The organism is Arthrobacter sp. B0316-5-4 (genome assembly GCF_059090325.1).
In genome coordinates this window covers 171,537-196,927 of the sequence record NZ_JBNHFN010000003.1, presented here as the reverse complement: position 1 = coordinate 196,927, position 25,391 = coordinate 171,537, and the positions used below count along the sequence as shown (strand labels likewise).

28 protein-coding genes and 1 pseudogene are annotated in these 25,391 nt (G+C 64.4%); 12 read left to right on the top strand and 17 right to left on the bottom strand.

The features are described 5' to 3' along the window. Nucleotide 1: 1 nt before the first annotated feature. Entirely contained in the window at nt 2-1,393 is a 1,392-nt protein-coding gene (locus AC5RU9_RS09445; protein WP_494016228.1) for an MFS transporter, read from the bottom strand. A 137-nt stretch (nt 1,394-1,530) separates the two neighbouring features. On the opposite strand from AC5RU9_RS09445, the gene AC5RU9_RS09440 reads away from it, so the two are divergent. The 3 genes from AC5RU9_RS09440 (at nt 1,531) to AC5RU9_RS09430 (ending at nt 6,132) form a co-directional block, all read left to right on the top strand. Continuing rightward, a complete protein-coding gene (locus AC5RU9_RS09440) occupies nt 1,531-2,427 on the top strand; it encodes a LysR family transcriptional regulator (RefSeq protein WP_494016227.1) in 897 nt (298 codons plus the stop codon). A gap of 178 nt (nt 2,428-2,605) precedes the next feature. Then, on the top strand, nt 2,606-4,378 hold the full coding sequence (locus tag AC5RU9_RS09435; RefSeq protein ID WP_494016226.1) for an ABC transporter transmembrane domain-containing protein: 1,773 nt from the start codon (nt 2,606-2,608) through the stop codon (nt 4,376-4,378). After that, nucleotides 4,375-6,132, top strand: coding sequence for an ABC transporter ATP-binding protein (locus AC5RU9_RS09430; RefSeq protein WP_494016225.1), 1,758 nt, complete (start codon nt 4,375-4,377; stop codon nt 6,130-6,132). Before AC5RU9_RS09435 ends, AC5RU9_RS09430 begins: the two co-directional genes overlap by 4 nt. 20 nt (nt 6,133-6,152) lie before the next feature. On the opposite strand, the gene AC5RU9_RS09425 is transcribed toward AC5RU9_RS09430, so the two are convergent. Further along, nucleotides 6,153-7,040 (bottom strand): spermidine synthase, encoded by an 888-nt coding sequence (locus AC5RU9_RS09425; RefSeq protein WP_494016224.1) that lies wholly within the window; start codon nt 7,038-7,040, stop codon nt 6,153-6,155. A 106-nt stretch (nt 7,041-7,146) separates the two neighbouring features. On the opposite strand from AC5RU9_RS09425, the gene AC5RU9_RS09420 reads away from it, so the two are divergent. Next, nucleotides 7,147-7,410: a hypothetical protein gene (locus tag AC5RU9_RS09420; protein WP_494016223.1), complete on the top strand. Its 264-nt coding sequence runs from the start codon at nt 7,147-7,149 to the stop codon at nt 7,408-7,410. A 15-nt stretch (nt 7,411-7,425) separates the two neighbouring features. On the opposite strand, the gene AC5RU9_RS09415 is transcribed toward AC5RU9_RS09420, so the two are convergent. Genes AC5RU9_RS09415 through AC5RU9_RS09405 form a run of 3 tightly spaced genes read right to left on the bottom strand, consistent with a single transcriptional unit; the run spans nt 7,426 to nt 8,978 of the window. Next, nucleotides 7,426-7,929 (bottom strand): GNAT family N-acetyltransferase, encoded by a 504-nt coding sequence (locus AC5RU9_RS09415; RefSeq protein WP_494016222.1) that lies wholly within the window; start codon nt 7,927-7,929, stop codon nt 7,426-7,428. 4 nt (nt 7,930-7,933) lie between these two features. Then, the gene (locus AC5RU9_RS09410; RefSeq protein ID WP_494016221.1) at nt 7,934-8,605 is read right to left on the bottom strand and encodes an O-methyltransferase; all 672 of its coding nucleotides are present in this window, start codon (nt 8,603-8,605) and stop codon (nt 7,934-7,936) included. A gap of 40 nt (nt 8,606-8,645) precedes the next feature. After that, nucleotides 8,646-8,978: a thiamine-binding protein gene (locus AC5RU9_RS09405; protein ID WP_211710833.1), complete on the bottom strand. Its 333-nt coding sequence runs from the start codon at nt 8,976-8,978 to the stop codon at nt 8,646-8,648. Between the two features lie 92 nt (nt 8,979-9,070). Here AC5RU9_RS09405 and AC5RU9_RS09400 point away from each other — a divergent pair, with 92 nt between their 5' ends. After that, on the top strand, nt 9,071-9,700 hold the full coding sequence (locus tag AC5RU9_RS09400) for a TetR/AcrR family transcriptional regulator (RefSeq protein ID WP_309995746.1): 630 nt from the start codon (nt 9,071-9,073) through the stop codon (nt 9,698-9,700). Here AC5RU9_RS09400 and AC5RU9_RS09395 read toward each other — a convergent pair. The 4 genes and pseudogenes from AC5RU9_RS09395 to AC5RU9_RS09380 all read right to left on the bottom strand — a co-directional run bounded on the left by AC5RU9_RS09395 (nt 9,697) and on the right by AC5RU9_RS09380 (nt 12,118). Next, entirely contained in the window at nt 9,697-10,008 is a 312-nt protein-coding gene (locus AC5RU9_RS09395; RefSeq protein ID WP_211710837.1) for an AzlD domain-containing protein, read from the bottom strand. The genes AC5RU9_RS09400 and AC5RU9_RS09395 overlap by 4 nt on opposite strands. Next, nucleotides 10,005-10,763, bottom strand: a complete 759-nt coding sequence (locus AC5RU9_RS09390) for an AzlC family ABC transporter permease (protein ID WP_494016220.1) — start codon at nt 10,761-10,763, stop codon at nt 10,005-10,007. Before AC5RU9_RS09390 ends, AC5RU9_RS09395 begins: the two co-directional genes overlap by 4 nt. Further along, nucleotides 10,760-11,193, bottom strand: a pseudogene (locus AC5RU9_RS09385) (DoxX family protein). The gene AC5RU9_RS09390 and the pseudogene AC5RU9_RS09385 overlap by 4 nt, the downstream one beginning before the upstream one ends. Before the next feature lie 37 nt (nt 11,194-11,230). Beyond that, the gene (locus AC5RU9_RS09380) at nt 11,231-12,118 is read right to left on the bottom strand and encodes a glycerophosphodiester phosphodiesterase (RefSeq protein ID WP_494016219.1); all 888 of its coding nucleotides are present in this window, start codon (nt 12,116-12,118) and stop codon (nt 11,231-11,233) included. 50 nt (nt 12,119-12,168) lie between these two features. On the opposite strand from AC5RU9_RS09380, the gene AC5RU9_RS09375 reads away from it, so the two are divergent. Continuing rightward, nucleotides 12,169-13,515: a DUF445 domain-containing protein gene (locus AC5RU9_RS09375; RefSeq protein ID WP_494016218.1), complete on the top strand. Its 1,347-nt coding sequence runs from the start codon at nt 12,169-12,171 to the stop codon at nt 13,513-13,515. Here the strand turns inward: AC5RU9_RS09375 and AC5RU9_RS09370 are convergent. The 3 genes from AC5RU9_RS09370 to AC5RU9_RS09360 are packed head-to-tail and all read right to left on the bottom strand — an operon-like array spanning nt 13,487 to nt 15,907. Continuing rightward, a complete protein-coding gene (locus AC5RU9_RS09370) occupies nt 13,487-14,308 on the bottom strand; it encodes a 5-oxoprolinase subunit C family protein (RefSeq protein ID WP_494016217.1) in 822 nt (273 codons plus the stop codon). The two genes, AC5RU9_RS09375 and AC5RU9_RS09370, sit on opposite strands and share 29 nt — an antisense overlap. Before the next feature lie 35 nt (nt 14,309-14,343). Further along, on the bottom strand, nt 14,344-15,093 hold the full coding sequence (locus AC5RU9_RS09365) for a LamB/YcsF family protein (protein WP_494016216.1): 750 nt from the start codon (nt 15,091-15,093) through the stop codon (nt 14,344-14,346). Continuing rightward, a complete protein-coding gene (locus AC5RU9_RS09360; protein ID WP_211710848.1) occupies nt 15,077-15,907 on the bottom strand; it encodes a hypothetical protein in 831 nt (276 codons plus the stop codon). The genes AC5RU9_RS09365 and AC5RU9_RS09360 overlap by 17 nt, the downstream gene beginning before the upstream one ends. Before the next feature lie 199 nt (nt 15,908-16,106). Here AC5RU9_RS09360 and AC5RU9_RS09355 point away from each other — a divergent pair, with 199 nt between their 5' ends. The 3 genes from AC5RU9_RS09355 to AC5RU9_RS09345 all read left to right on the top strand — a co-directional run bounded on the left by AC5RU9_RS09355 (nt 16,107) and on the right by AC5RU9_RS09345 (nt 18,096). After that, nucleotides 16,107-16,271 (top strand): hypothetical protein, encoded by a 165-nt coding sequence (locus tag AC5RU9_RS09355; RefSeq protein ID WP_211710849.1) that lies wholly within the window; start codon nt 16,107-16,109, stop codon nt 16,269-16,271. A 62-nt stretch (nt 16,272-16,333) separates the two neighbouring features. Further along, complete coding sequence (locus AC5RU9_RS09350; RefSeq protein ID WP_494016215.1) at nt 16,334-17,659, top strand: MFS transporter; 1,326 nt, start codon at nt 16,334-16,336, stop codon at nt 17,657-17,659. Between the two features lie 29 nt (nt 17,660-17,688). Next, nucleotides 17,689-18,096 carry a DUF6855 family protein gene (locus AC5RU9_RS09345; RefSeq protein ID WP_211710853.1) on the top strand — a complete coding sequence of 136 codons (408 nt, stop codon included), beginning with the start codon at nt 17,689-17,691 and terminating at the stop codon, nt 18,094-18,096. A gap of 12 nt (nt 18,097-18,108) precedes the next feature. Here the strand turns inward: AC5RU9_RS09345 and AC5RU9_RS09340 are convergent, their stop codons facing one another. Genes AC5RU9_RS09340 through AC5RU9_RS09325 form a run of 4 tightly spaced genes read right to left on the bottom strand, consistent with a single transcriptional unit; the run spans nt 18,109 to nt 22,191 of the window. After that, on the bottom strand, nt 18,109-19,095 hold the full coding sequence (locus AC5RU9_RS09340) for a LacI family DNA-binding transcriptional regulator (RefSeq protein ID WP_494016214.1): 987 nt from the start codon (nt 19,093-19,095) through the stop codon (nt 18,109-18,111). Nucleotides 19,096-19,131: 36 nt separating this feature from the next. Next, nucleotides 19,132-20,757, bottom strand: coding sequence for an MFS transporter (locus AC5RU9_RS09335; protein WP_494016213.1), 1,626 nt, complete (start codon nt 20,755-20,757; stop codon nt 19,132-19,134). Then, on the bottom strand, nt 20,747-21,769 hold the full coding sequence (glsA, locus tag AC5RU9_RS09330) for a glutaminase A (RefSeq protein ID WP_494016212.1): 1,023 nt from the start codon (nt 21,767-21,769) through the stop codon (nt 20,747-20,749). The genes AC5RU9_RS09335 and glsA overlap by 11 nt, the downstream gene beginning before the upstream one ends. Before the next feature lie 41 nt (nt 21,770-21,810). Then, a complete protein-coding gene (locus AC5RU9_RS09325) occupies nt 21,811-22,191 on the bottom strand; it encodes an META domain-containing protein (protein WP_494016211.1) in 381 nt (126 codons plus the stop codon). Nucleotides 22,192-22,657: 466 nt separating this feature from the next. Here AC5RU9_RS09325 and AC5RU9_RS09320 point away from each other — a divergent pair, with 466 nt between their 5' ends. The 3 genes from AC5RU9_RS09320 to AC5RU9_RS09310 all read left to right on the top strand — a co-directional run bounded on the left by AC5RU9_RS09320 (nt 22,658) and on the right by AC5RU9_RS09310 (nt 24,946). After that, nucleotides 22,658-22,918 carry a hypothetical protein gene (locus AC5RU9_RS09320; protein ID WP_494016210.1) on the top strand — a complete coding sequence of 87 codons (261 nt, stop codon included), beginning with the start codon at nt 22,658-22,660 and terminating at the stop codon, nt 22,916-22,918. A gap of 79 nt (nt 22,919-22,997) precedes the next feature. Next, a complete protein-coding gene (locus AC5RU9_RS09315) occupies nt 22,998-24,155 on the top strand; it encodes a Gfo/Idh/MocA family oxidoreductase (protein ID WP_494016209.1) in 1,158 nt (385 codons plus the stop codon). Beyond that, entirely contained in the window at nt 24,152-24,946 is a 795-nt protein-coding gene (locus tag AC5RU9_RS09310) for a TIM barrel protein (protein ID WP_494016208.1), read from the top strand. Before AC5RU9_RS09315 ends, AC5RU9_RS09310 begins: the two co-directional genes overlap by 4 nt. An 86-nt stretch (nt 24,947-25,032) precedes the next feature. On the opposite strand, the gene AC5RU9_RS09305 is transcribed toward AC5RU9_RS09310, so the two are convergent. Beyond that, on the bottom strand, nt 25,033-25,365 hold the full coding sequence (locus tag AC5RU9_RS09305) for a hypothetical protein (protein ID WP_494016207.1): 333 nt from the start codon (nt 25,363-25,365) through the stop codon (nt 25,033-25,035). Between the last annotated feature and the right edge of the window lie 26 nt (nt 25,366-25,391).

Sequence of the window (25,391 nt, the reverse complement as noted above, 5' to 3'; positions counted from 1 at the left end):
ATCAGCCTTTCGAGGTGGTGGAGGCAGTCGTCAGGCCGTGTCGCTCGGCGTCGGCTTGGTCAACTTCCTCCAGGGCGATGCCCTTGGTCTCCTTGAGCGAGATCACTGCGACGGTGGTGATGGCACAGGCGACCACAAGGTAGATGGCAGTGGGGAGCCAGGAGCCGGTGTCCTTGAGCCATTGGGTTGCCAGCAGCGGTGCGAGTGAGCCGGCGAAGATCGAGGTGACCTGCGAGCCGAGCGAGACGCCGGAGTAGCGCATGCGGGTGGGGAAAAGCTCGGACATGATGGCCGGCTGACCTGCGTACATGAACGCGTGCAGGCACAGGCCGATGGTCACGGCGAGCACGATGACCACGGCGTTCTTGGTGTCGAACATCGGGAAGGCGAAGAACGGCCAGGTTGCGCCGGTGATGGCACCGATCAGGTACACGGGCTTGCGTCCCCACGAGTCCACCAGGCGTCCGATTTGCGGAATGATCAGGAAGTGGATGACATGGGCGATCAGGAGTGCCAGGAGGAGCGATGAGGTGTCGTACTTGTGGACGCTCTTGAGGTAGACGATCGCGAAGCTCACCACGAGGTAGTACATGATGTTCTCCGCGAACCGGAGGCCCATGGCTTGGAGGATGCCCTTGGGGTACTTGCGGATGACCTCGCCGACGCCGTAGCTGATGGCTTTGGACTCCTCCACCTGCGCCTTGGCTTCAAGGAAGATGGGTGCCTCGGTGACGTGGGTGCGGATGTAGTAGCCGACGAACACGATCACTGCGGAGAGCCAGAAAGCTACGCGCCAGCCCCAGCCGAGGAAGGCTTCGCTGCTGAGCGTGCTGGACATGACGAACAGGACCAGGGTGGCCAGGAGGTTGCCAACGGGCACTGCCGCCTGCGGCCAGGATGACCAGAAGCCGCGGGATTTGTTGGGGCTGTGTTCAGCCACCAGCAGCACCGCGCCACCCCACTCGCCACCGAGTGCGAAGCCCTGGATGAATCGGAGGGCCACCAGCATGGCGGGGGCCCAGTAACCGACGTCCACGAAGCCGGGGAGGCAGCCCATGAGGAACGTGGAGACGCCGACGATCACGATGGTCAGCTGCAGCGTGGGCTTGCGGCCCAGTTTGTCGCCGATCTGGCCGAAGACGATGCCGCCCAGCGGCCGGGCGACGAAGCCCACCGCATAGGTAATGAAGGCCTGGATGATGCCGTCCAGCTCGTTGCCGGTGCTCGGGAAGAAGTACTTGCCGAAGACCAGGGTTGCCGCGGTGGCGTAGAGGAAGAACTCGTACCACTCCACCACCGTGCCCACCATTGAGGCCGCGACGATCTTCTTCAGGCCGGAGCCTTTGCCGGCATCTTTCCCGGCTCTTGATGCGGAGCGCTGCTCTACGCTCATATCCATCTCCTCAGTGTCCTCTTTGACCCTTTTGAACGTGATGTGATCCACAACACGAAATGCTCCACTGAGTATTGCCGCAGATTCGTTATGCCTCAATGACCAATAAGGCACCTTAGGTGTGCAGAATTGCAGATATGAATCCCAACCCGGACGACCTCCTCATCTTCCTCGCCGTCTCACGTTCAGGAAAATTCACGACGGCGGCCCAAGCCTTGGGACTGAACCACACCACCGTCTCGCGCAGGATAGCGGCGCTGGAAAAGGCGCTGGGCGGCAGGGTCCTGGCGCGTGCTGCCGGCGGCTGGGAAGTGACTGAGCTGGGTGCCCAAGCCGTACTGGTCGCGGAACGGATCGAAGCTGCGGTGGGTGCGCTGGGACCCAGCGACCGTGCACCCGACCCCATCACCGGCGTCGTACGCATGACCGCAACAGACGGCTTCAGCGCATACATCGCCGCACCTGCCGTGGCGCGACTGAGACGGGAGCACCCCGGACTCAGCGTGGAGATCGTCACCGTGACGCGTCGGGCACTGCAGCAACGATCGGGCCTGGACATCGAAGTGGTGGTGGGGACGCCGCAGGTGCACCGGGCCGAAGCGATCAGGCTGGGCGAGTACCGGCTGGGAATGTACGCGTCCCGCGCTTACCTCTCGGATCACGGGACGCCCGGAAGCATCGAGGAACTCACACAGCACCAACTGGTCTACTTTGTTGATTCCATGCTCCAAGTGGACGATCTGGATGCACCCCGGAGGCTCGTCCCGACCATGCGCGACGGCCTGAGTTCAACCAACGTGTTCGTCCACGTCGAGGCCACCCGGGCCGGAGCCGGCATCGGATTCCTCCCCTGCTTCATGGCCGACCGGCATGAGGACCTGGTCAGGCTCCTGCCCTCGGACTTCGCTGAGCTCTTGCCCTACTGGATGGTCCTCCGCCCCGACTCCATGCGCCGCCCCGCGGTAGCCGCCGTCGTGCAGGCCTTGCGCGAGGAGACGGAGGGCCGACGGGAGGAGCTGCTGGGGGCTGGCTAAGTGGCGGCAATTACCTTCGGAATCAGCCGAAATTCCCATCAACTAATGGGGTTTATGTTCGACGAGTCGGCGCAACGTCCGCGCGCACGGCCGCCCGTGGCACAGTCCGTCCGGGTTGCGATAGAGCTTGGCGGGTCACCTGGCCTTCTCGAAGTTAGGTGAGCCTTACTATGTAAGCATGCCTTCCCGTTCCGCCCTTCCGTCCTGCCCGCCCGGGCGTAACAAGCAAGCACCCCGTCTTTTCAGGTTCACCCTGTTTGCCAATGGCCGCTGGAAGCTGTTGCTGGCGGGCTGTGCAGGCCTCACTTTGCACCAGGTCAGCGAGGCCTTGGTGCCGGCGACCATCGGGGCCGCGGTAGATAACGCCATACAGCCGAACGACGCCGGCGCGCTCCTTTGGTGGCTCGGCGCCCTCGCAGTGGTGTTCGTGGTGCTTGCACTTTCGTGGCGGTTGGGAACGCTGGCCACCGAACGCTCTTTCAACTACGGATCGCACGACCTCCGGCAACTCGTAGTGGAGCGGACACTCCACCCTCGCGGAATGGCTGCCCGGAGGGCACCGGGAGAAATCGTCGCGATCGCATCGTCGGATGCCGATAGGGTGGCGGGACTGTCCTGGCTGATCAGCGGTGGCCTTGCTGCGGCGGCCGGCGTGGTCACGTCGGCAGTCACCCTGCTGCTGATCTCCGTGCCCTTGGGACTGGCCGTTCTGCTGGCAACCCCGGTGATGCTGCTGGTGATGCACCGCCTCACCAAACCGCTTGAAAACCGGAGCGATGTGGAGCAGTCCACGGCCGCCCGCGCCGGCGCCTTGGCCACGGACTTCGTCACCGGTTCACGCCCACTCAAAGGTCTCGGCGCCGAAGATGCGGCCATCACGCGCTACCGCGCAGCGAGCCGGGCCTCCCTCGCGTCCGCGCTCAAGGCCATCCGCGCCAAGTCCGCCTACACAGGAGCGAGCACGGCACTGTCCGCCGCGTTCCTGGCCGGCATCGCCTTCTTCGCTGCGTGGTTCGCCGTCCAGGGAAGCATCACGGTGGGGCAACTGGTAGCGGTTGTTGGCGTGGCCCAATTCGTCCAGGGACCCATGGCATCGCTGGGATTCCTGAGCGTCGAGCTCGCCCGCAAACGGGCCTCGGCAGCCCGCATAGCCGTGTTGCTTGCGGAACCGGACGCCGTTCCGGCACCCGACACCGTTCCGGCACCTGACACCGAAGAGCGCCCGACGGCGGCAGCAGCTTCCGCGGCTGGACTCGCCGCTCCGGCGGGGCACGTACCGCTGCTTGAACTCCGGGGAAGCACGAACAACAGCGCCTTTCCACCCTTCACCGCCTCAGCCGGGGAACTTGTGGGGGTGGTGCTCCGTGACAGTACGCATGCGCGGCTCCTTGTGGACGTCCTGGGTTTCCGCACCCCTGCGCCACCCGGGGTGGTGTCCATCGAAGGCCGTGACGCGGCAGGACTGGACCCGGATCATGTCCGCTCCACAGTCTTTGCAGATAGCCATGACGCCGTACTGTTCCGCGGCAGCGTCCGTGAGAACGTTGCAGCAGCCGACACCCAACTGGACCAGCGCGCCATGGCTGCCGCCGCCGTCGGGGACTTTGTCTCGCAGCTGCCCCAAGGCACCGAAACCGTGCTCACCGGACACGGCCACAACCTTTCCGGCGGGCAGCGGCAGCGGCTGGTCCTTGGGCGCTCACTGCACCAGAAACAGAAGGTCCTGGTCCTGCATGACCCCACCACCGCCGTCGATACGGCCACCGAAGCCGTCATCGCGGATGGCCTGCAGAACTTCCCGGACAAAGCCCTGGTGCTCGTGACAACAAGTCCCACGCTGCTGGCTGCCTGCCATCGCGTGGTGCTGGGCGGCGGCGCAACGACCGAAACCGGTACGCACCGTGAACTCCTCGCCGCGTCGGCCGGCTACCGCGAGGTGGTGGGCTCTTGAGCGTCGAAATTCTACCCATCGCCACTCCGCGCGAGACCCGGAAGGCCATGTGGCGGCTCCTCGCCCAACGGCCAGGGAGACTCGCACTGACGGTATTCGTGCTGCTCGCCGCTTCCTGCTGCGGCCTGGCAGCCCCGGCCATCTTGGGGACCATGGTCAACATCGCAGCGGGCGGCGGAGAGGTTGTATCCCTGCTCTGGCTGGCCATCGGCTTGCTGGCAGCGGGCAGCCTCAGCGCGTTGCTGGGCATCGTAGGACAGAACCTGCTGTCCCGGATCTGCGAGGAAGCCTTGGCGGATCTTCGCGAGGAGGTTTTCGCCGCAGCGGTCCGTAAGCCGCTCGCCCACATCGAAAAGGCGGGCATCGGCGATGTCGTGGCCCGTGTGTCCGGCGACGTCGAGGCAGTAAGCGAGGCAATTTCGGGCGTCCTTCCCGCGTTCACCAGCGCGGCCTTCACCATCGCGGTGACGCTGCTGGGCCTGGGCGTGATCGACTGGCGCTTCGCTGTTGCCGTGCTGATTGCAGCGCCCTTGCAGATTTTCACGCTCCGTTGGTTCCTCAAACGGACGGCCCCGATCTACCGGACTGTCCGCATTACCGAAGCGAACCGCACCGAGCAGATCATCGAGACGGTGCACGGCTCGCCCTCTGTCCTGGCTTTGGGACTGGGGGCACGCCATGCGGACCTTGTGGCGGCTGCGTCCCGGGAGAACATCGGCCACGCGCTCAAGGGCGTCGGCTACCTGACACGCTTCTACAACCGCCTCAACCTCGCCGAGCTCATCGGCTTGTCCGCGGTCCTGCTGGTGGGGTTTTGGCTGCACGCCGAGGGCGTCGTGACCATCGGTGCCGCTACGGCCGCCGCACTGTACTTCTACCGGTTGTTCGATCCCATTGGCCTGGTTCTTGGACAGTTCGATGAGCTCCAGAAGGCTGCGGCCGGTTTGGGCCGGATGTTCGGCCTGACGGGGTCGGCGGCACCCGCGGGGGTCGTTCCTGCCACTCCCCAAGACGCTGACGCCGGCATCATCCTCCACGACATCACCTTCGCCTACCCAGGCCAGCGCCCCGCCCTCAACGGTGTCTCCCTGACCGTGGAACCGGGCGAACGCGTTGCCATTGTGGGCACCTCCGGGGCAGGCAAGACCACCTTGGCCAAAGTCATCATGGGCTTGGAGCATCCCCACAGCGGAACCGCCCGGGTTGGCGGACTGGATTCGGCCACCGCCGCCCCGGCAGCCCTGCACCAGCGGATCGCGATGGTCAGCCAGGAGGTGCACGTCTTCTCCGGCACGCTTGCCGAGGACCTCCTGCTCGCCAAACCGGGCGCCGCACCCGAAGAGCTCAGGCGCGCCCTGGAGGCAGTCGGGGCTGCCTGGGTAGACGCGCTCGACGACGGACTCGAGACTTCCGTAGGCGCAGGCGGCCATCAGCTCACCCCCGAGCAGGCACAACAACTGGCTCTCGCAAGGTTGATGCTGAAGAACCCGCCCATCGCGGTGCTCGACGAAGCCACGGCCGAAGCGGGCACCGGTTCGGCAACCATGTTGGACCAGGCCGCCGAGGCCGCGCTGGCCGGAAGGACGTCCGTGGTGATCGCGCACCGCTTGTCCCAGGCTGCGTCTGCGGACACGGTGGTGGTGATGGAGCAGGGGCGGATTGTCGAGTCGGGTCCCCATGGGGAGCTTTTGGCGCAGGGCGGCCGTTACGCACACCTATGGGAAGCGTGGAACAGCTCCCTCAGCCGCAACTGACCGGAGCTTTGTACAAAAGCTCAGCTCGTCGGATCGTGGCGCACAGGAGTCCCGGCCGCGAAGGCGCGCACTTGGGCATCGTCCCAGATGTGGGCTGGAACGCCGCCGCCCAGAAGCCGCCTTGCAAGGGTGGGGTCGTCTCCGAACGGCACGTGGCTGCCAGCCATGATCATGTTGCCGTAGCGTCGGCCTTTGAGCATGGCGGGGTCGGCGATGATCATGGTGTGCTCAAAAGTGTCCGCGATGGTTGCGGCATCGGCACGGGCATTCTTCAGGTCCGGTGCGTCGCCGGAGTTGACCACATACAGGCCGTCCGCGGCGAGTACCGCGTCCGCGTGGGCCGTGAATTCACGCGTTGTCAGGGCACGGGGCGTGAAGGCTCCGGCAAAAACGTCGCGGATGATGAGGTCGCGGGTGTCAGGGGTGAGGGACTCCGTCACCTGCCTCGCCTCGCCAACCCGGATCCGCAGCAGCGGCGCCTTGGGCAGCTCGAACCAACCACGAACATATTCGGCGAGCTTGCCATCAAGCTCAACCACCACCTGCCGCGCCTCGGGATAGGCGGCGTGGAAGTACCGGGCCATGGAACACGCTCCCCCGCCCAGGTGCAGCGCCCGCAGTTTGGGTTTCTGCTCCCTGGGCCAGCGCGATTCGACCAGGGCTGCGATCCAGCGCATGTATTCGAGATCCAGGAAGAGCGGATCGGCGAGGTCGATGTGCGAGCTCATCACGCCGTTGATTTTCAGCAGCCAACCGTTGGAGTTGTCCTGGTCCCGGATCAGCTCGCAGTCGCCAGTGTCGATGTAGTAAACGCCCTCCACCGGACCATCGGGACGGGCGCCGGAAGGCACCTCGACGACTCCCGCCGTCGACCTTTGCGACTTACTCACCCTGCCGCGTTTTGCCACTACGTCCGCCCTGCCTCAGTCATGCTTCCAGCCTAGTGGAGCCCCACAGCCACCTGAGTAGTAAGGCTACTTACAATAATGGGGGGTTGGGCCATAAGATCAATCCATGGACCTTGGCGAGTGGGTGTGGGCGGAAGTGTTGACCGCCGCTGTGGCATGGCTGACCGTGGTCTGCCTGCTGCTGGCCCGCGTGCCCAAGCCGCCGAGCCTGCTGGATTCATCCCTTGACACCGGGGAACTGGACACCGGGGAGCTGAATGACCCAGCGCCACTGGCCGGCGCCGCACCACATGGCCGATTGGGGCGTTTCCTTCCCAAGCCGCGCCCCGTCCGGCACCCGAAAGCCAAGCGCCTGGGCGCAAAGCAGTAGCGTCCGGCGTCGTTCTTAATGCCCGACGGCGGGACGCACCATCCGATGCTCCGGCAGCGAGTACCAGGATGGGTCGCACAATTGCCGTTTGCCGTCGGGCAGGAAGCCGTTGCGCCGGTAGAAGGCCTGGGCGCGCGGATTATCGTCCAGGACCCACAGGTAGGCTGGCCCGTCTCCAATCAAGGCATCCACCAACGCCTGGCCAACACCACGGCCGTGAACGCGTTCAAGCGTGTAGAGCATGAAAAGTTCCACGTCGCAGGGGCTGTCCTCATCCGAGCCGCGTCCGGACGCACCCAGTCCCACCAGGTCCCCGTCCGGCCCATGAGCCAACATCCTGGAGTGGCCTGCGGCAATGAATGTCCGGTACCGCTCAATCCGGTCCGGCAGGGCAGCCTCTTGCTTCGCGAAGAACTCAGGGGGCAGCAAGCGGCCATAACTTTCCCGCCAGGACTGGACGTGCATGTGTGCCATGGCCTCGGCGTCATCCACTGTTGCCGGTCGAATCGTGAAATCCATGGGCCTACCGTACCCGGGCGATCGCGAAGCCGTCCCAGCCCTTGCTCCCCACCGTCTGGATGGCAGTGGCGTCGAGGCGGGGATCCCGCCCCATCATTTCCAGCATTTCCACGATGCCCGGGGCGTTCACCTCATCCCGTTCCGGTTCCAGGATGGCGCCGTCCCAAATGACGTTATCCACCACGATCACCGTGCCCGGATGGCCGAGCCTGATGGCCCAGTCAAGGTAGTTTGCGTCGTTTTCCTTGTCCGCATCGATGAAGACGAAGTCGAACGATTCCTGGCCTGCCAGCGTGGGAAGGGTGTCCAGGGCAGCACCCACGCGGATGTCCACCTTGTGTCCTACGCCGGCGGCATCCAGGTTGGCTCGCGCGACGTCCGCGTGTTTCTGGAGGAATTCGCACGTGACGATCCGGCCGTCGTCGGGCAGTCCTTGGGCCATCCACATGCTGCTGAAGCCTGCCAGGGTGCCGATCTCAAGAACGCGCCTGGCCCCGGACATCTGCACGAGCATGCGCAGCAACTTTCCGGCGTTGGGCGCCACTTCGATCGCAGGCATGCCCGCCTCGACAGCGGACGTCACGGCACGCTGGTGGGCAGGATCAGGGCGCACGACGACGTCAGTCAGGTAACGCTCGACATCAACCCATCCGGGCTCGGTGGCGTGTTCAATCATGCGCCCCAGTCTTGCACTCGCAGCAGCCGGGGGAAAGGAGCTAGTCCGTGGCGGTGATGGCCTCTTCGAGGCGTTCCACTTTCCCGGTCAGTTCGCCGCTGTAACCGGGGCGGATGTCGGCCTTGATCACCAACGAAACACGGCTGCCGTAACGGCCAACCGCCTCGGTGGCGCGCTTGACGACGTCAAAGACCTCATCCCACTCCCCCTCGATGGTGGTGAACATGGAGTCGGTCTGGTTGGGGAGTCCGGACTCCCGGACGATCTTGACGGCGGCGGCCACGGCGTCGTGCACGGAGGCGTCGGGGGTGGGTCCGCCGTTGGCAGCGGATGCGGGCTGGCCCGAAGGGGCGACTGAGAATGCAAGCAACATGAAATCCAGTGTTTCACGTACCGGTTTGTCATATAACGGCCTACTCCCGCGTAACAACAGGCAGTGACCTGTCCGTTGCTACTCTGACAAGCATGGAACAGCCCTCTGAACGCAAGCCCCTCAGGGCAGACGCCGCACGCAATGTGGACAAGATCATTACCGCCGCAAGGCAGTGCTTCCGGGAACACGGCCCCGAAGTACCCTTGCAGACCATCGCCGCCACCGCTGGAGTTGGCCCGGCTACACTGTTCCGCAACTTCTCGGACAAGGAGCAGCTGGTTCTCGCTGCCCTCTCGCGCCAACTCCGCCAGCACGTGGATCCCGTGGCAACCGCGGCCCTTGACGGCATGGACGCCGCCGAAGGCCTCATCAACGTCATCGATGCCGTGATGCAGGTAGCCAGTGAAGATGCGAACCTCCTTGACGCCGTCGCCGGACGCCGCGGACTCCTCATGGGCATCACCGGTGGCCTCATCGGCTCCATGGCCACCCTGTTGGAGCGCGGCCAAGGCCAGGGTTCACTCCGCCGGGACATCACCATCGAGGACATGGTCCGGCTGGTGGCAATGCTGATTGGTGCTGTGGACACGATGGAACCGGGATCCGAAGCGTGGAAGCGGCCCGTCGCCCTGATCGAGGACGCCATCCGCACCGAGCGCCCTGCACGGCCCCTTCCCGAACAGTCGGGCATCCCGGGCGTGACGTTCACTGACGCTGTCTAGCCCCATCCCAGCAGCCTGAGCAGGGCAGCCGCGGCAGCACCGGAAATCACCACCACCAGGAACGGCGCCCGAAGCCACAGTGCCACGGCGGCTGCAGCCAACGCACCGATGCGGGCGTCGAGAACCAAACCCTGCCCCGATGCGACAGCATTGACCACGGTCAGGGACGCCAGCAAACCGATGGTCATGGTGCCGGCAACATGCATGATCCGGGGGCTTTCCAACAACTTGGCGGGCACGAAGTAGCCCAGCAACTTGGTGAGGTACGCCAGGCCGCAGGCGATCAGGATCCAAAGCCACAGGTTCATGGGTTACTCCTGCGTTCTTGCTGGTGCTTCTCGGCGTAAGGATCCACGTCCGGTTCAAGCCCTTCATCCATACGTGCGTGGCTGAACCACCCGATGATTCCGGCCACCACGGCAGCAACCAGAATGGGAACACCCGACGGCACGAAGGGCACCGCCAGGATGGTGGCCAATGCGCACGCTGCTGCGATGGCCCACGGCTCGCGGCCCTTCAGCCGCGGCCAGAGCAAGGCCAGGAACGCGGCCACTGCGGCGCCATCGAGGCCCCACTGCTTCGGATCTCCCATGGCATCTCCGGCCAGGGCTCCGATGGCCGTGAAAATATTCCACAAGATGAATATTCCGATGCCTGCGGTCCAGAACCCCCGGCGCTGCTCGTCAGGGTCCGTCTGGCCGGACGCCGTCGCCGTCGACTCATCAATGGTGACGTGGGCGGAGAGGTAGCGCTTCCAGCCGCCAGGCCGGAGCATCGCATTGATCTGCATGCCGTATATGCCGTTGCGCAAACCCAGGAGTGCGCTGGCTGTCATGGCCGCCACCCCGGAGCCGCCGCCTGCCACGACACCAATGAACGCGAATTGCGAACCACCGCTGAAGAGCAGGAGGCTCAGTACCATCGTCTGCCAGAAATCGAATCCGGATGCGACGGACAAGGCGCCAAACGAAACCCCGTAGAGTCCTGTGGCGATGCTCAGGGAGAGGGCGATCTTGAATGCCGGCGACTCCCTGAGTTTCAGGGGCGTGGAACCACTGGTCATTTCCGCAGGCTCCACGACCAGAGGATGAGCGGAATCTGCAAGGGCAGCCGCACGGTGTGGATACGCCTCTGGGCAGCAGTGCCTTTCGGCCCGTAAGCACGCCGCAGGGCATCAATATGCCCTGCAAGGAATGCAGCGAACATGGCTGTGGTTGCGTCAGCGGCCACCTTGCGTGTCGCCGGCACCAGAAGCCCGACGGCGGCAGCCACCTCGAGCAGCCCCGACGACGCAACCCATTCCTCGCGGGACATCACTGCAAGGGGCCCGTTGGGACGGCTCCCCGGCTCATCCCTGCGGCACAGGTAGTCCGGAACCACGGGGTAATAGAACCTGGGGGTACGAAGTGCTTTGCGGCGCTGGCCAGGAGCAATGCGCTCAAGCCTATTGCTGAGACGGTATGTGTTGCCTTGGGTGACCAGCGAAGTGACATGAGACCACTCAATCACAAGCGCGGTGACCCCCAAAAGTCAGCTGGAAACCATGAGCTGCGCCAAGACCTGCGCGGGCTTGTTGGTGGTGATCTCATGAATGCCGAGGCCTTGGCAAAGGGCTACGTCCTTCTCGGAATCAACCGTCCACACCCGGAAAACACGGCCCGCCTCCAACCACCGCTGCACGTTGCGGGCATGCTCGCGCACATAGTCGATGCCGGGGCCTGCGATTCCCGCCTGCCCCTCGTCCAGCACGCGCTCAGCATCCTCCTGCATTGCCTTCATCACGTTGGCTACCGCCCCACCAGTGAGGAAGCCCAGGCCCAGTTCCTCCCGGATCTCCTGGACCGTGTAGTCGTCCACCAGTTGGCAGACATGCTGCGCTGGAACAGTCTCCAGCAGCCGCTGCACAGAGTCGGAATCGAAGCTCATGAAGGAGACCAGGATGTTCTCCAGCCTTGAATCCTCCGGCGCCCACCCCTCCTCGGCCAACAGAGCCAACACCCGGTCCTCAAGCTTCAGCCCATAGGGACTTGGGTGCTTGAGTTCAATGGCCAACCCGATGTCGCGTCCGGCCCCACGGAGGATGTCCAACAGCTCAGGCAACGTCAGGAATTGATCGGCCACTCCCCCATAGGCTTCAGGGATGCGGGCGCCTTTCCATGACGAGAAGTCCAGCCCGCGGAGTTCTTCCAAGGTGTACTCGGCTACCGGACCTGTCCCGGTGGAGGTCCGGTCCAGGTTGGCGTCGTGCAACAACACCACGTGTTGGTCCCGGGTCAGGTGCACGTCGCATTCGACACCATCCGCCCCATCGGCGATGGCCCTCAAATAGGCAGCCCTGGTGTGTTCGGCAAAGGCGGCACTGGAGCCCCGGTGGGCGTAGACCTTGGGCCTTGCTGTGGCGAAGTCGTCGCTTGTCATGGAGATACGGTAGCCCACGCGGTTGCACGCACGGGGGCTACGCTGGGCTAATGCAGGTGAACTCTGAACAAATCCCAACTGAAGACGTCACCAACCCCCATCGGGAGTCAGGCCCCGTACCCGCACCGGCCCGTCCCGCCGTCGTCGATCTTTCGGCAGGAGACCTGGAGAAAGCGGCCGCGCTGCGCCGAATGAAACGGCTGGCTTTGGCCCTGCTGATCGGGATGGCCCTGATCTTCACCGTGGCGTTCGCCTTCCAGAAGCAGTACCCGTGGCTTGAGTACGTTCGCGCGGCGGCCGAGGGTGGCATGGTTGGCGCACTGGCTGACTGGTTCGCCGTGACCGCCCTGTTCAAGTACCCCATGGGCCTCAAGATCCCGCACACCGCCATCATCCCGAGGCGCAAGGACCAGATTGGCGAATCGCTCAGCGAGTTCGTGGAAAGCAACTTCCTGTCCCAGGAGGTTGTGCAGGAGAAGTTGGCGAGCATCGATATCGCCCGCAAAGCCGGTGCTTGGCTGTCCGGTCCGGGTGGTGCCGAGCGTGTTGCGAAGGAAGGTGGCGCGGCGATCCGCGGCGTGTTCACCGTCCTCAATGACGACGACGTCCAGGCGGTCATCGAGGGCATGGTCCGCAAACACCTGCTCACCCCGCCATGGGGGCCACCGGTGGGCCGGATGGCGGAACGGATCTTCGCGGATGGCCACCACCACAAGCTGGTTGACCTGCTGGTGGACCGCGCCGCGGACTGGGTGGACGCCAACCATGCAACGGTGAACCGGCTCGTTTCGGACCGTTCGCCCCTTTGGGTGCCAACGTTCGTGGACGGCTTGGTGGGTGACCGCGTGTACGTGGAGCTGTCCAAGTTCATGCGCGCGGTCCAGTCCGACCAGAACCACCAAGTGCGTCAATCCATCGACGCCTACCTCACCGACCTTGCCCAGGACCTGCAACACGATCCAGCCATGATTGAGCGCGCCGAATCCATCAAGGCGCAGATCCTTGGCGACCCCGAGGTCCGCGAACTGGCATCACGCACCTGGGGAACGGTGAAGACTGCGCTGCTCAACGCCGTCGACGACCCTGACAGCGAACTGAGCCTGCGCTTCAAAGGTGCCGTCCGGGACTTCGGCACGCGCCTGGTCAAGGACGACGAACTGGCCGGCAAGGTCAACGCCTGGATTGGCGACGCGGCCGGATACCTGGTGAACACCTACCGCTCGGACATCGCCGGCGTCATCTCGGACACGGTGGCGCGTTGGGACGCGGACGAAACCTCCCAGAAGATCGAACTTCAGGTGGGCAAGGACCTCCAGTACATCCGCATCAACGGAACCGTGGTTGGCGCGCTGGCGGGGCTTGCCATCTTCACCGTTGCGCACCTGCTGTTCGGCTAGGAGCGCCGGGCTCATCGGCCCCCAGTAAGTGCACCATCTGCCCCGGCCTCGCTTGGCCGATCAGGTCCAGATCGTCGTCGCGGACCAGCGCGATCACCGGCGACGTGGCGATTGCCGGGTGGCCGGCCAAAGCGATCACCGGAAGGCCCGACGGCGGCAGCAGGACCGAGCCGGTCAGCAGCGGCTGGGGTTCGCGTGGGTGAGTTGTGGCCGCCTCGAGCGGCCGCCCCGCCAGCCGCGCACCAGCGCGGTCCGACTCCGGCGAGAGAATCCATGGTTCGGTGGTCAACCGGAGCCACGAGCCGACGCCGAAATTCGTTGCTTCCGGGCCGGGGGAAACCCTGGCGACCACCGGCCGTTCCGGATCCAGCGCACGGCGCGCAGGCTGTTTGACCTCCGGAAAGGCCTGGCGGTTCGGACGGCCAAAGCTCAGGGCATCGCCCGCCCGCAGCGGCTCAGCCTGAGGCGGAATCCCGCCGTGGACAGCTACGTAGTACCGGATTCCGAAAAGCGCCGGCCCGACGTCGAGGACAGCTCCCGGAGCCACCCGCGCTGCTTTGTTCATGGGCAGTTCCGAGCCATTGAGGGTGATGAGGCCTTCGGCGCCGGTGACCGAAACTGCCGAGGCCGTGACGAATCGGAGCCGGAGGCCGCCCAGTAAGACCTCCAGGCCCCCGGCAGCGGCGGGGTTGCCCAGGAGGGCATTGGCCAGATGCATGGACGCACGGTCCAGTGCTTGTCCCGGTCCCAGGACGGAAGTCAACGATCCCGGTTCAACTACTACTGCACCCACCAACGCACTCCCCTATAAAGAGCCGCACCGCAGGATCAGGCGAATGCCTCGATCTGCACGCCGGCCTGCTCCAGTCCTTCCCGAACCGCGGCGGCCATGTTGACGGCCCCCGGAGTGTCCCCGTGGATGCAAAGCGAGTCCGCCCGCACTGGGACAACGGAACCGTCGATGGCAAGTACTTCCTTGCGCGTCGCCAACCGCACCGCTTGGGCCACCACAGTTGCGGGGTCGTGCAGCACGGCGCCTTCCTGGGTGCGCGGGACCAGTGTGCCATCCGGCAGGTAGGCCCGGTCCACGAACGCTTCCCGGAAGACCGGGTGCCCGGACTCATCGGCCAGTTTCAGCCACGCCGAACCCGGCAGGCCCAGCACGGGAAGACCTGGATCATAGGCATGAACCGCGGCCACCACGGCCTCCGCCTGCTCTGCGTCATGGACAATCCTGTTGTAAAGCGCACCATGCGGCTTGACGTAATCCACCGAAGCCCCCACAGCGTGGGCCATCCCGTCCAGGGCACCCAGTTGGTACAGGACGTCCCCGAAGAGTTCGTCGAAGGTCATATCCAAGGAACGGCGTCCAAATCCAGCCAGGTCCCGGTACCCCACATGGGCGCCCACACGAACGTCCAGTTCGAACGCTGCGCGGCAGCTGTCCAGCATGGTGAGGGGATCTCCGGCGTGGAAACCGCACGCCACGTTGGCGCTGCTCACGATACGGAACATCGAGGCGTCGTCGCCCATGGTCCAGGAACCAAAGGACTCCCCCAGGTCAGCGTTCAGATCCACTGTTACCGCCTTCCAGCGTAGGGTTTTCGGGTGCGTTGACAATGACGTTCTTTGGCGCGTTGGGCAGCAGTTCACCCGGCACCGTATCCGGAAGCACGCCGAATGCTTCCTTGGCGCTGGACACCACGGCACGGCCCATCATCAGGTTGCCGGCGCCGCCAACAACTGCCCCGATGCCGAATGGCAGGGCGCGGCCAAGGAAGGCGCCGCCCTGCTTCTTCAGCAGGTTCTTCAGGAAGGCGCGCTGGATGGTGTCGCGGATGACTCCGAAGCCGCTGCCGGGAATTTTCTTGGTCAGGGTCCTGCCCCAGGCATTGGTGACGCCCTTGCCGCGGCCCAGCGACTGTCCGCTCAGCGCACCCAGCAGGGACGTGCCTTCCTCGCCCAGCATGATGGCCATCACCATGGTTCGGGACCGTTCCGGGTCGGTGAGCCTGATGCCGTGGAGTTCAGCCAGGGACGAAGCGTACAGGGCTGTGGTCTCCAGGAACCCCACGGTTGCGAGCGCAGAAAGGCCCAGCGATGCCGCGGTTCCAATACCCGGTACGACGGCGGTAGCACCCACGGCGGCACCGCCGCCGGATATGGCGAGCAGGTAGTGGCGTTCCAGTTTTGCCGCGAGCTGCGCCGGGGAATCATGGGGGTTCCTGCGTTGCAACCGTCGAAGGTTGGCCAGGACCAGTGGCCGCTGGACGTCGACGGCTTTGAGCAGAACATTGTGGACACCGGGCTTGGGGTTGCCTTGGGCGTCGAAAACTGCGTTGTGTGCTGTTTCCTGGGCGATTTTCACCGCCGGGTTGGGGCGCTTGGGCATCTTCACCTCTCCTTGGCAGTCTGTTGTTTCACGGGGAACTGCTGGGTTCAGCCTATGCCACACCCTTGCATCACCTGTCCCCCGATGAGCGCTATGTGGACAGGATTCCGCGCAGGGCGGATCCCGCAGCGGACCATAGCCGGGCGTAGACTGGGTGCACTCGCGGAAGCAGTCCAGCCAAGGACAGGAAGTATCCGTCATGAAGCCATCTGACAAGACCGAACATGTCATCCGGCACCACACCGACGCCCCGGCGGAGGGTGAGACGGAAGGCTGGGTCCCGCACGACACCGGCCTTCACAGCCAAGACCCGGCTGAAGGACCCGACTTCGAGGACGACGCTCCGCCGTCGGGCGCTTCATAACTGACATTCCTTCGCAATAAACCGCCTTCCGCGGCCTCGGCCGCCAGGTCTAGGCTGGTGGGATGGCTCCGTTGAGAGCGCTGCGTCCCTTTGCGCACCGGGAATTCCGGGTGCTTATTGCCGCGCTGTCCATTTCCATCTTTGGGTCGGGCATGTGGGCCGTCGCGATGGTCTACGAGGTGATCCACCTCGGCGGCGGCCCGCTTGAATTATCACTCGTTGCCACCGCTGCCAGCGTGGGACTGGTGGGATTCGTGCTGGCCGGAGGCATCGCAGCCGATCGCCTGCCCCAGCGCGTCCTGATCATCGCCGTGGAGGGCGCCAACCTGGCGGTCATCGCCACGTTGACCATCCTGGCCATGCTCAATGTCATCCAGTTGTGGCACCTGGCCCTGGGAGCTTTCGTGCTGGGCGTGGGGCAGGCCTTCTTCTTCCCGGCTTACTCCGCGATGCTTCCCTCGATCCTGCCTGCCGACGACCTCCTGGCCGCGAACGGCATGGAAGGCACAGTGCGGCCGATCCTGCAGCAGGCGGCAGGTCCCGCCGTCGCCGGTATCCTGGTGGCTTCGCTGACCCCGGGGCATGCCATTGCCGGGGTTGCCATGTGCCATTTCCTGGCGTTTGGGATCCTGAACTTCCTGGGCCGGCAAGACTTCCTGCACCGGCAAACGAAGGGTGGTCCGCGGCCCCAGCAGTCGAAGGAGCGGCCCGCCCCGTCGTCGTTCTTCCGCGATCTCCGGGAGGGTTTCGTCTATACCGTCCGGACGCCATGGCTGCTGTGGACCCTGATCTGGGCTTGCCTGTCCGTCCTGTTCCTGATTGGCCCCATTGAAGTCCTGCTGCCGTTCGTGGTCCGGGACCAGCTCGGTGGCGACTCGCGGATGTTTGGTGCGCTGCTGGCGGTCATGGGGGTGGGAAGTGCAGTTGCTGCCCTGGTGACGGCCACGCTCAGGCTTCCCCGGCGGTACCTGACCGTGATGGTGGTGACGTGGGGTTTGGGGAGCCTGCCTTTGGCAGCGATTGGCCTGATGGACAACTTCTGGGCGTTGGGCATCGCGCTCCTGGTCTTCGGGGCCACCGAGGGACTCGGCACCGTGATTTGGGGGACGCTGCTGCAACGCCGCGTCCCACGGCACTTGCTGGGCCGGATCTCGAGCCTGGATTTCTTTGTCTCCCTGGCCCTCATGCCGGTGTCTATGGCCTTGGCCGGACCCGTGGCGGAGGTGGTTCCGATCTGGATCATCTTCCTGGTCGCTGGCTTGGTGTGTCCCGTCATGGCTTTCGTAGCGCTGTTCGCTGCCCACATGGCCACCGACGAGATTGAGAACCCGCTGCAGCCGGAGCCATGGGACCCCCAATCTGCAGACACGCAGCCGGACGCTGTGTAACCTGACCACAACCGCAGAAAGGACCACCGATGGCCGCTGGAACCAAAGACGATCCCTGGCAGCTCACGACTCCCCCAGGCTCATCGGACTACGTCATGTACAAGGATGAGTCCGCGGATCCACCCGCAATCGTCTGCCAAGTGGGCTCCACCAAGTTGCTGTACCAGCTCCGGGCCATCGAGGACCTGCACGCGTGGCTCCTGGAGCAGGGCGACTGGGTCCCGCTCGGTGCCGCCGACGAAGGCAAGGACGCCGCTGAGGGGACGGTGGAGGCGTGGGGCCGCAGCGAAAGCAACCCTGTGGGCGGTTGGTACGGCCTCCGCAAGGGCTACCGAGGCCGGTTCGGCATGTACATGCCACCCCTTTTGGAGGCCCTGGGCTTGGCCGAACTCACCCATGAGAAGCGGAACAACGCCATGCGGGCCATCTCCACGTAACCGGGCCAACAGTCAGCCGGGTACCTCTCCCGTGGTGCCCCGAACCACCAGGTGCGGTGTCCGCACCAAGTGGGCGGCCGACGTCGAACCCTCCAAACGGTCCACCGCGCGGTCGACGGCGGCGCGGGCAAGCAAGGGCGCGTCCTGGCTGATGGAGGACAACTGGACATAGCTGAGTCGGGCGAACTGGCTGTCGTCATAGCCAAGGAGGGAAACGTCTTCCGGCACACGGAGGCCGGCCGCGCGGAAACTCTCCCAGACGCCCAGCGCACAGCGGTCATTGAAAGCCACGACGGCGGTGGGCAAGTCCTGCTGCAGCTCACTGCCGGCGCGCAGACCGTCTTCTTCGGTGGGTCCGCCGGCGATGACGCGCGCATCCAGGCCACGGGAAGCCATCTCGGCCTGGAATGCCGCACTGCGTTGCGCGCTGGAAACTGCCTGGCCGCCATCCACGTGTGCGATCCGTCGGTGCCCCAGCGAAAACAGGTGCTCCACCGCAATGCGGATCCCGGCATGGTCATCGCTGCTCACTGAGTCCAAGGAGTCGCCAACGTCGTCACGGAGAAGGCTGATGACGGGCAGGCGGGCTGCGTATCCGGCCAATTCCTCCGGTGACAGGGACGGGGAAATCATGATCAATGCCTCGCAGCCGAGGTCCAGCAGGGATTCCACTGCCCGCGTTTCCGGGCGGCCGTTTGCCACGGCGCTGAGGGCGATGTCGTACCCGCGCACGGTCGCTCCGGCGTAGGCAGCGTCCACGATCTCGGCATGGAACGCATGCGCGGTGGAAAAGCTGAGGCCCAGGAGCCTGGTGCGGCTGCTTCGGAGAAGCCGGGCACGGCTATCTGGCCGGTAGCCGAGTTCCCGTGCGGCCTCCCGCACTTTCAGTCGGGTCGCGTCAGAAGCACCCGGAGCGTCCCGCATGATGATCGAAACCAATGCCCGGGATACACCTGCGGCCTCAGCCACGTCCATCAGGGTGGGACGTTTCCCGGTCATGGCTCTCCTCTGCTCGGAGCCAGTCTATAGAACGATCTACGGGTCCGAGGGGTCGGGAATCTCGTGCGGCCGGTACTTGGGCAGCCGGGTCGCCGGGAGGATCGCGACGGCACTCACGGCGGCCAGGATCAGCAGGCCCGTCTTCAGGGCGCTAAGCCTGGCATCGGTGTTGATTGCGACGGCGGCCTCCACTTGGGAGGCAGTGGCGTCAGTGCCCTGGAGTACTTCACGGAGGTTGTCGTTACTCACGAAATTGACGTTGTCCAGGTTTACTTGCTGCTTGAGCGATTCCGGAAGCTCCACGTTGTTCATTACCGCCTGGCCGACGTTGAGGCTGAGGATGGTCACCAGCAACGCCCCGGAAAGGGCCGTACCCACCGCTGAAGCCAGGTTTTGGGTGGTGCCACGGATGGATCCGACGTCGCCCGCCAGCTCTTTCGGGGCCGCTGTCACCAGGACGTTGAAGACCAGCGTGACCAGGGCGCCCTGGCCCACGCCGAAAACGAAAAGGCCAAGGATGGTAAGCAGGGTCTCCCAGTTGTTGTTCACCACCAGGGCCAGCCACGCCAATCCCGTGGTGGTAAGGATGAAGGAGAAAACCGCAATGGTTCGGGGACTGTACCGCTCGTAGAACCGGACCACGAGCGTTGCGGTGATGAACACGGTCAGGTTGAACGGCATCATGGCCAGGGACGTATCGAACGGGGTGCGGCCTTGGACGATCTGAATGTACAGCGGGACCGTGAAGTTCAGTGCGGCTTCCAAGGAAACCACGATGAACATGGCATACACCGCGGCCCGTTCACGCGAGGACCCAAGGACAGCCAGGCTCACAAGGGGCACTTTGCCTTCCCTGGTGCGGCGTCGGGTCCACATGAAGAAGGCCTGGCCGAGGATTACACCCACCACAATGAGCAGGGGCGCGGGTGAAACGCCCAGGACGTTGAAGGGGGCCCCCGCGGTTGCCGCCAACGGGCCCCAGGCGTTGAGGTTGTTGAACCCGAGCGTCAACGACACGATGCCCGCGCCGATGAGGGCGGCAGCAACGACGTCGATCTTCACTTCAGGGTTGCCGCGGTCCGAGCGAAGCTTGAAACTGAAGGCGAAAACCGCCACAGCGAGCGCCAGGACGATCCCGAAGACAGGCCGCCAACCCACCAAGGTGCCCAGCGTGCCGCCAATAAGGAAGGCGCTGACACCGGACAGGGCCCGTGCGGAACCGAGCGAACCGATGGCCGTTGCCTGCTGCGTTCCGTGGTAATTTTCGGCGATCAACGCCACAAGGGACGGCACGATGATCGCTGCTGAAGCCCCGGCGAATGCCTGCGCAGCGATGGCCCACCCGACGGTGGGCGCGAAGATCATCATCAAGGCCGAAGCCGCGAACAGTGCCACAACAACGCGGAAGATCACCACCCAGCCGATGCGTTGTCCCAGCTTGGCTCCAACCATGACCAATGCCGCCACCACCAGGCCGTAGGTGACGATGACCGTACTGACAGTAGTGGGCGGAACACCGAAATCCTGGACCATCCCGCCGAGGGAGACCGGCAGTGCCGCGACGTTGAAGGACATCAGGACCTGGGCGAGGAACAGCCCGATCATAGGAACCCACGACGTGCGCTGGTCTGCTGCGGGAAGGGACTGGGTATTAGTCGACATGGGTGGACCCTTCGCTCGGTGCATGGGCTTGTGAAGCGAAAATATTCAGGCCAAGGACCCTGGAGAGATAGGCCGTCGCCTGCTGGCCGCGGACGCTGTTGCCTGCGGAGTCAAGCCGCGGCGAAAAGGTCCCGATGCCGGCTTTGCCCGGGGAGACTGTCAGCAGCCCACCGGACACCCCGGATTTTCCCGGGAGCCCGATTTCGAACAGCCACTCCCCCGATCTTTCGTACAGTCCGTTGGCGGCAAGGATCGCCAGCGTGTCCCTGCAGACATCGGCCGAGACCACCCCTTCACCGGTCACTGGATTGATTCCGCCATCGGCCAGCGTGGCGCCCATGACGGCGAGGTCGCGGGCGCTGACCCGGAGGGAGCATTGCCGGGTATAGACGTCCACCACCTCCAGCGGGTCCCGGCCCATCCGGCCGTAACTTTCCAGCAGTCGGGCGATGGCACGGTTTCGGGTGTTTGTTGCCGCTTCGGACCGGTAGACGTCCTCATCCAGGAGCAGATCCCGGCCGGCAAATGCGGAAAGGCCGGAGCTGATCGCGTGCCACTGCTCCTCCGGCGAACTGCCCGGCATGAGGGCGGTGGTGGCGATGGCGCCCGCGTTGACCATGGGATTCATGGGGTGGCCGTCATTGAGTTCAATCGCGATTACCGAGTTGAACGCCAGTCCCGTGTTGTTCACCCCTACCAGGTCCGCGACCGCGGCATGGCCGAACTCCTCGCAGACAAGCGCGTAGACGAATGCCTTGGAGATGGACTGTATGGAGAACTCGACGTCCGCGTCACCGGCCACATGGATACCGCCGTCGACTTCCACGACGCAAACGCCAAAAAGCTCCGGGTCGGCTGCGGCCAGCACAGGGATGTAATCCGCCACCGCGCCGTCCTGGCAGGCACGGTTCCGTTCATGGGAGGCGAGGACCAGCGAGTCCACCTGGTCCCAGCCGGGAAGCGTGCCCGTGGAAACTGACTGCTCCACACCTTCAACATTCGAATCCAACACGATGTGCCCCCAGAGATTCATCGTCCTTTTGGCTGCGGGTGCTATTTCTTGGAATTAAGGGTGCCGATTTGTTTGCCGTCTTGCCCGAACACGGCCAGTTTGCCGTCCTCCTGGATCTTGGCCGTGGCGGCTGTGGACAGCCAGGTGTCTACGCCTTCACACGCCATCCGTGATGTGGCGAAACCACCGAACGTGATGGTCTTGGCGTCTTCTTTCCAGGAACCGATCAACCTGTTGCAGCCGTCCGTTCCAGAGGCAGCACCATCGGCGTGCAAGTCCAATGACGGTTTTTCCAAATTCGTCGGATCACCCCACACGCCAACAAACGGGCTGGTGTTACTTCCCGAGCAACCAGCCAAAAGGGCGGCAGTGACGATTGCGAGGGAAACAGCTCGGCTAATGCGTTGCTGAGTCTGCATCATGGGTTCAGTCTAGGGTCGCTGCCGATGTATTCACCATAGTCTGGAGAAACGTCATGTAAACCTCTGATTTCGCGCACAACACCCGGTCGTGCGGCCGGCCGCGACTCAGACGACCGACCGCACTAGCCCGGTTTCACGCAGCGACGGCGCCCCGGGTGGGCCCCAGAACCCACCACACCCATCGCTGCCAACTCGTCGATGAACCGCGACGCGGCCGAAAAGGGCAACGGCGCAGCACACGGCACAAAGACATGGGCACTGGATATGTGGTTTGACCTGCGAAAACGTGACGCAGCTTGTAAGAACTATTTTTGCGCATCGTCCAGGACTTGCCGCCCGTGCCGACCCTGAACCAAAGGCCCCCGAAAGGGCATCACTATTCGCCTGGCCGGAGCACTCCTAAGTATCCGGGAAATCAGCTACTAACGCGCAGGAGCAAGATGTGAAGCCAACCCAAGGAATGGCCATGCCAATAGTCCCTTCTCTCCCGGACGCGCCGGACATCCATTTGCTGTTCATGGCGGCGCTGATCCTGCTGGCTGGGCTTGCCGGTGGGTGCGCCGTCCTGCTGCTCCTGGTGATGGCGCCCTTAGCGAAACTGGCGCTGGACCACGCCCGCCCGGCCCGCCCGCTCGCTGCGGAGACGACGTCCGGGAGATCGGGCCCCGAAGTTGGCGGGAAGCATGAGCCAACACCACTTGAGCGCGCACCCACACCCTTGAGCTAGAACGATCTAGACGGACAGGCTGGAAACATGCCATCATGGATCTACTAGAACGATCTAGACGCCCGATCAAGGAGCCACAATGACGTACCTTCAGCACCCGGTCGCCGAGGACCGGCCCGTCCGCATAGCAGTCATCGGGGCGGGGTGGATCGGCAAGTTCCATGCTGAATCCATTGCACTGCGCCTCCCCAACGCCCGGCTGGAAGCAATCGCTGATCCCGTGCAGCCTGCCCTGGAGACCCTTGCCAGCCGGTTGGGCGTGACGAAGATCAGCACCGACGTATCCGATGTCCTCAATGACCCGGACGTGGACGCCGTGTTGATCGCCACGCCCCTGCGATTCCACTCGGAACTGATTACCGCGGCCGCGAAGGCAGGCAAGGATGTTTTCTGCGAGAAGCCGGGTGGCCGGACCATCGAGGAACTCGACGCCGCCATCGCAGCGGCAGACCAGGCCGGCGTCGTCCTCCGCTTTGGCTTCAACCGCCGCTATTCCACCGACTTTGCGGCCGCACGCAAGCTCATTGACCAGGGCGTCATCGGCGTGCCGCAACTTCTCCGCTCCCTGACCCGGGACCCCGGGACCGAGGCGGGAATCGGCAACCCGGAGCGCATTGCCCCGGGCACCATCTTCCTTGAGACCCTCATCCACGACTTCGACACCCTCAACTGGCTTAACCCGGGCGCCGTGCCGGTCAAGGTCCACGCGGTTGCGGACGCACTGGTCGCCCCCGAAGCCAAGGCCGGCGGACTCCTGGACACGGCCGTGGTGACGGTGACCTACAGCAACGGGGCCATCGCGGTGGCCGAAGCCAACTTCAACGCGCTCTACGGCTACGACGTCCGCGGCGAGGTTTTTGGTTCGGCAGGCATGGTCACGGCCGGCAACCCGCAGTCCACCACCGCCACGAGCTACACGGCGGCCGGCATCGCCTCGGACACCACCCGCCTGAACATCGACCTCTTCCATGATGCCTACACGGACGAACTCGCACACTTCACGGACGACGTCGCAGCGCGTCGCGGTTCAGCTGAGGAACGTCCGACGGCGTCCCAGCCCCGCACCGCTGTCACCGCACCGGGTGGAGCGGACGCCCGCAACGCCCTGGCCGTGGCATTGGCTGCCTTCAAATCTGCAGAGTCGGGGCTGCCGGTGGCGGTGTCGGACATCGCAGAGCTTCGCGCAGCGGAGGCCGCGCCCACGGGTGCTGCCGTGTTGCAGGAGACCGGAGCGTGACCTTCCGCCTGGCCGTCTGCGCGGAGATGGTCTACGGCGAACTGCCGTTGATCGACCGCGTCCGCCGCATCCACGATCAGGGCTTTGAGGTTGAGCTCTGGGACACGCGCGGCAGGGACATCGGAGCCCTCGCCGCCACCGGTGCCAGGTTCTCGTCCATGAGCGGCTATTTCGGCGGCAGCGTGATCGACTCCTCCACTGCGCACGAGGTACTGGCTTCGGCGGAGAAGCTGATCCCCACCGCCCTCGAGCTAGGTGTCGAACGGATGGTGGTCCACCCCGCGGAGCTTGGCGAAGGTGGCCGCGCGGTGAGGCCCACCCATCGGGCCACGGGCGCGATGTGGCTGACCGGGCTCCGCACCTTGGAGCAGCTGGGCCAACTCGGTGCAGAGCATGGGATCGTCTTTGCGTTGGAGAACCTGAACACCATCCTGGACCACCCGGGCATCCCCTTGGCCCGCGCCAAGGACACCCTGGCGCTGGTCCAAGCGGTCAACCACCCCAATGTGAGGATGATGCTGGACCTTTACCACGCGCAGATTGGCGAGGGGAACCTGATCGAGCTCGTTCGGGCGGCCCAGCCTTACACGGGCGAGATCCAAGTGGCGGACGTGCCTGGCCGCTTCGAACCGGGCACCGGTGAGATCAACTATTCCGCCGTTTCCAGGGCGCTGGTCGACGCCGGATACACCGGGGTAATCGGACTGGAGGCCGGTGCCATCGGCGGTCAATCGATCGAAGCCGGGGACGCCGCGCTGGCCGCCTTCCGCGCGGCGTTCATTCCCAACTGAGTCGCAGTTCAGGTCGTTTTGAGTGTCTCAGAACGACCTGAACTGCTACCTGGTCGGGTTGGTACTGCAGGCGACGACTGAAGTAATCAGCCGGCCTTTCCGGACAGCGCCACCAACACGCCGGCGGCGGCAAAGAACTTGTTGCTGCCAAGGTTGCGAACCGTCTTGATTCCCAACTGGGCGAGCAACTCATTGTGTTTATCGGTAAGTCCGGCGAGTGCGGACGGCGGGGCGGCCAGGATTTCGTCCAAAGTCGCATTTTCGTAGGCTTTATCGAGTGCTTTGCCCAATTCAACAGAAACAGCCAACGCATTTCCTTTCGTTGATACGGAAAATAACGCAAACATGCCGTGCAGCCATGACAAATAACTAAGCAACCTTTGATTATTGCCGTCGCGTAAAACAATAAGTCGGGCCACTCACGATCAAGATAGCCCACAATGGC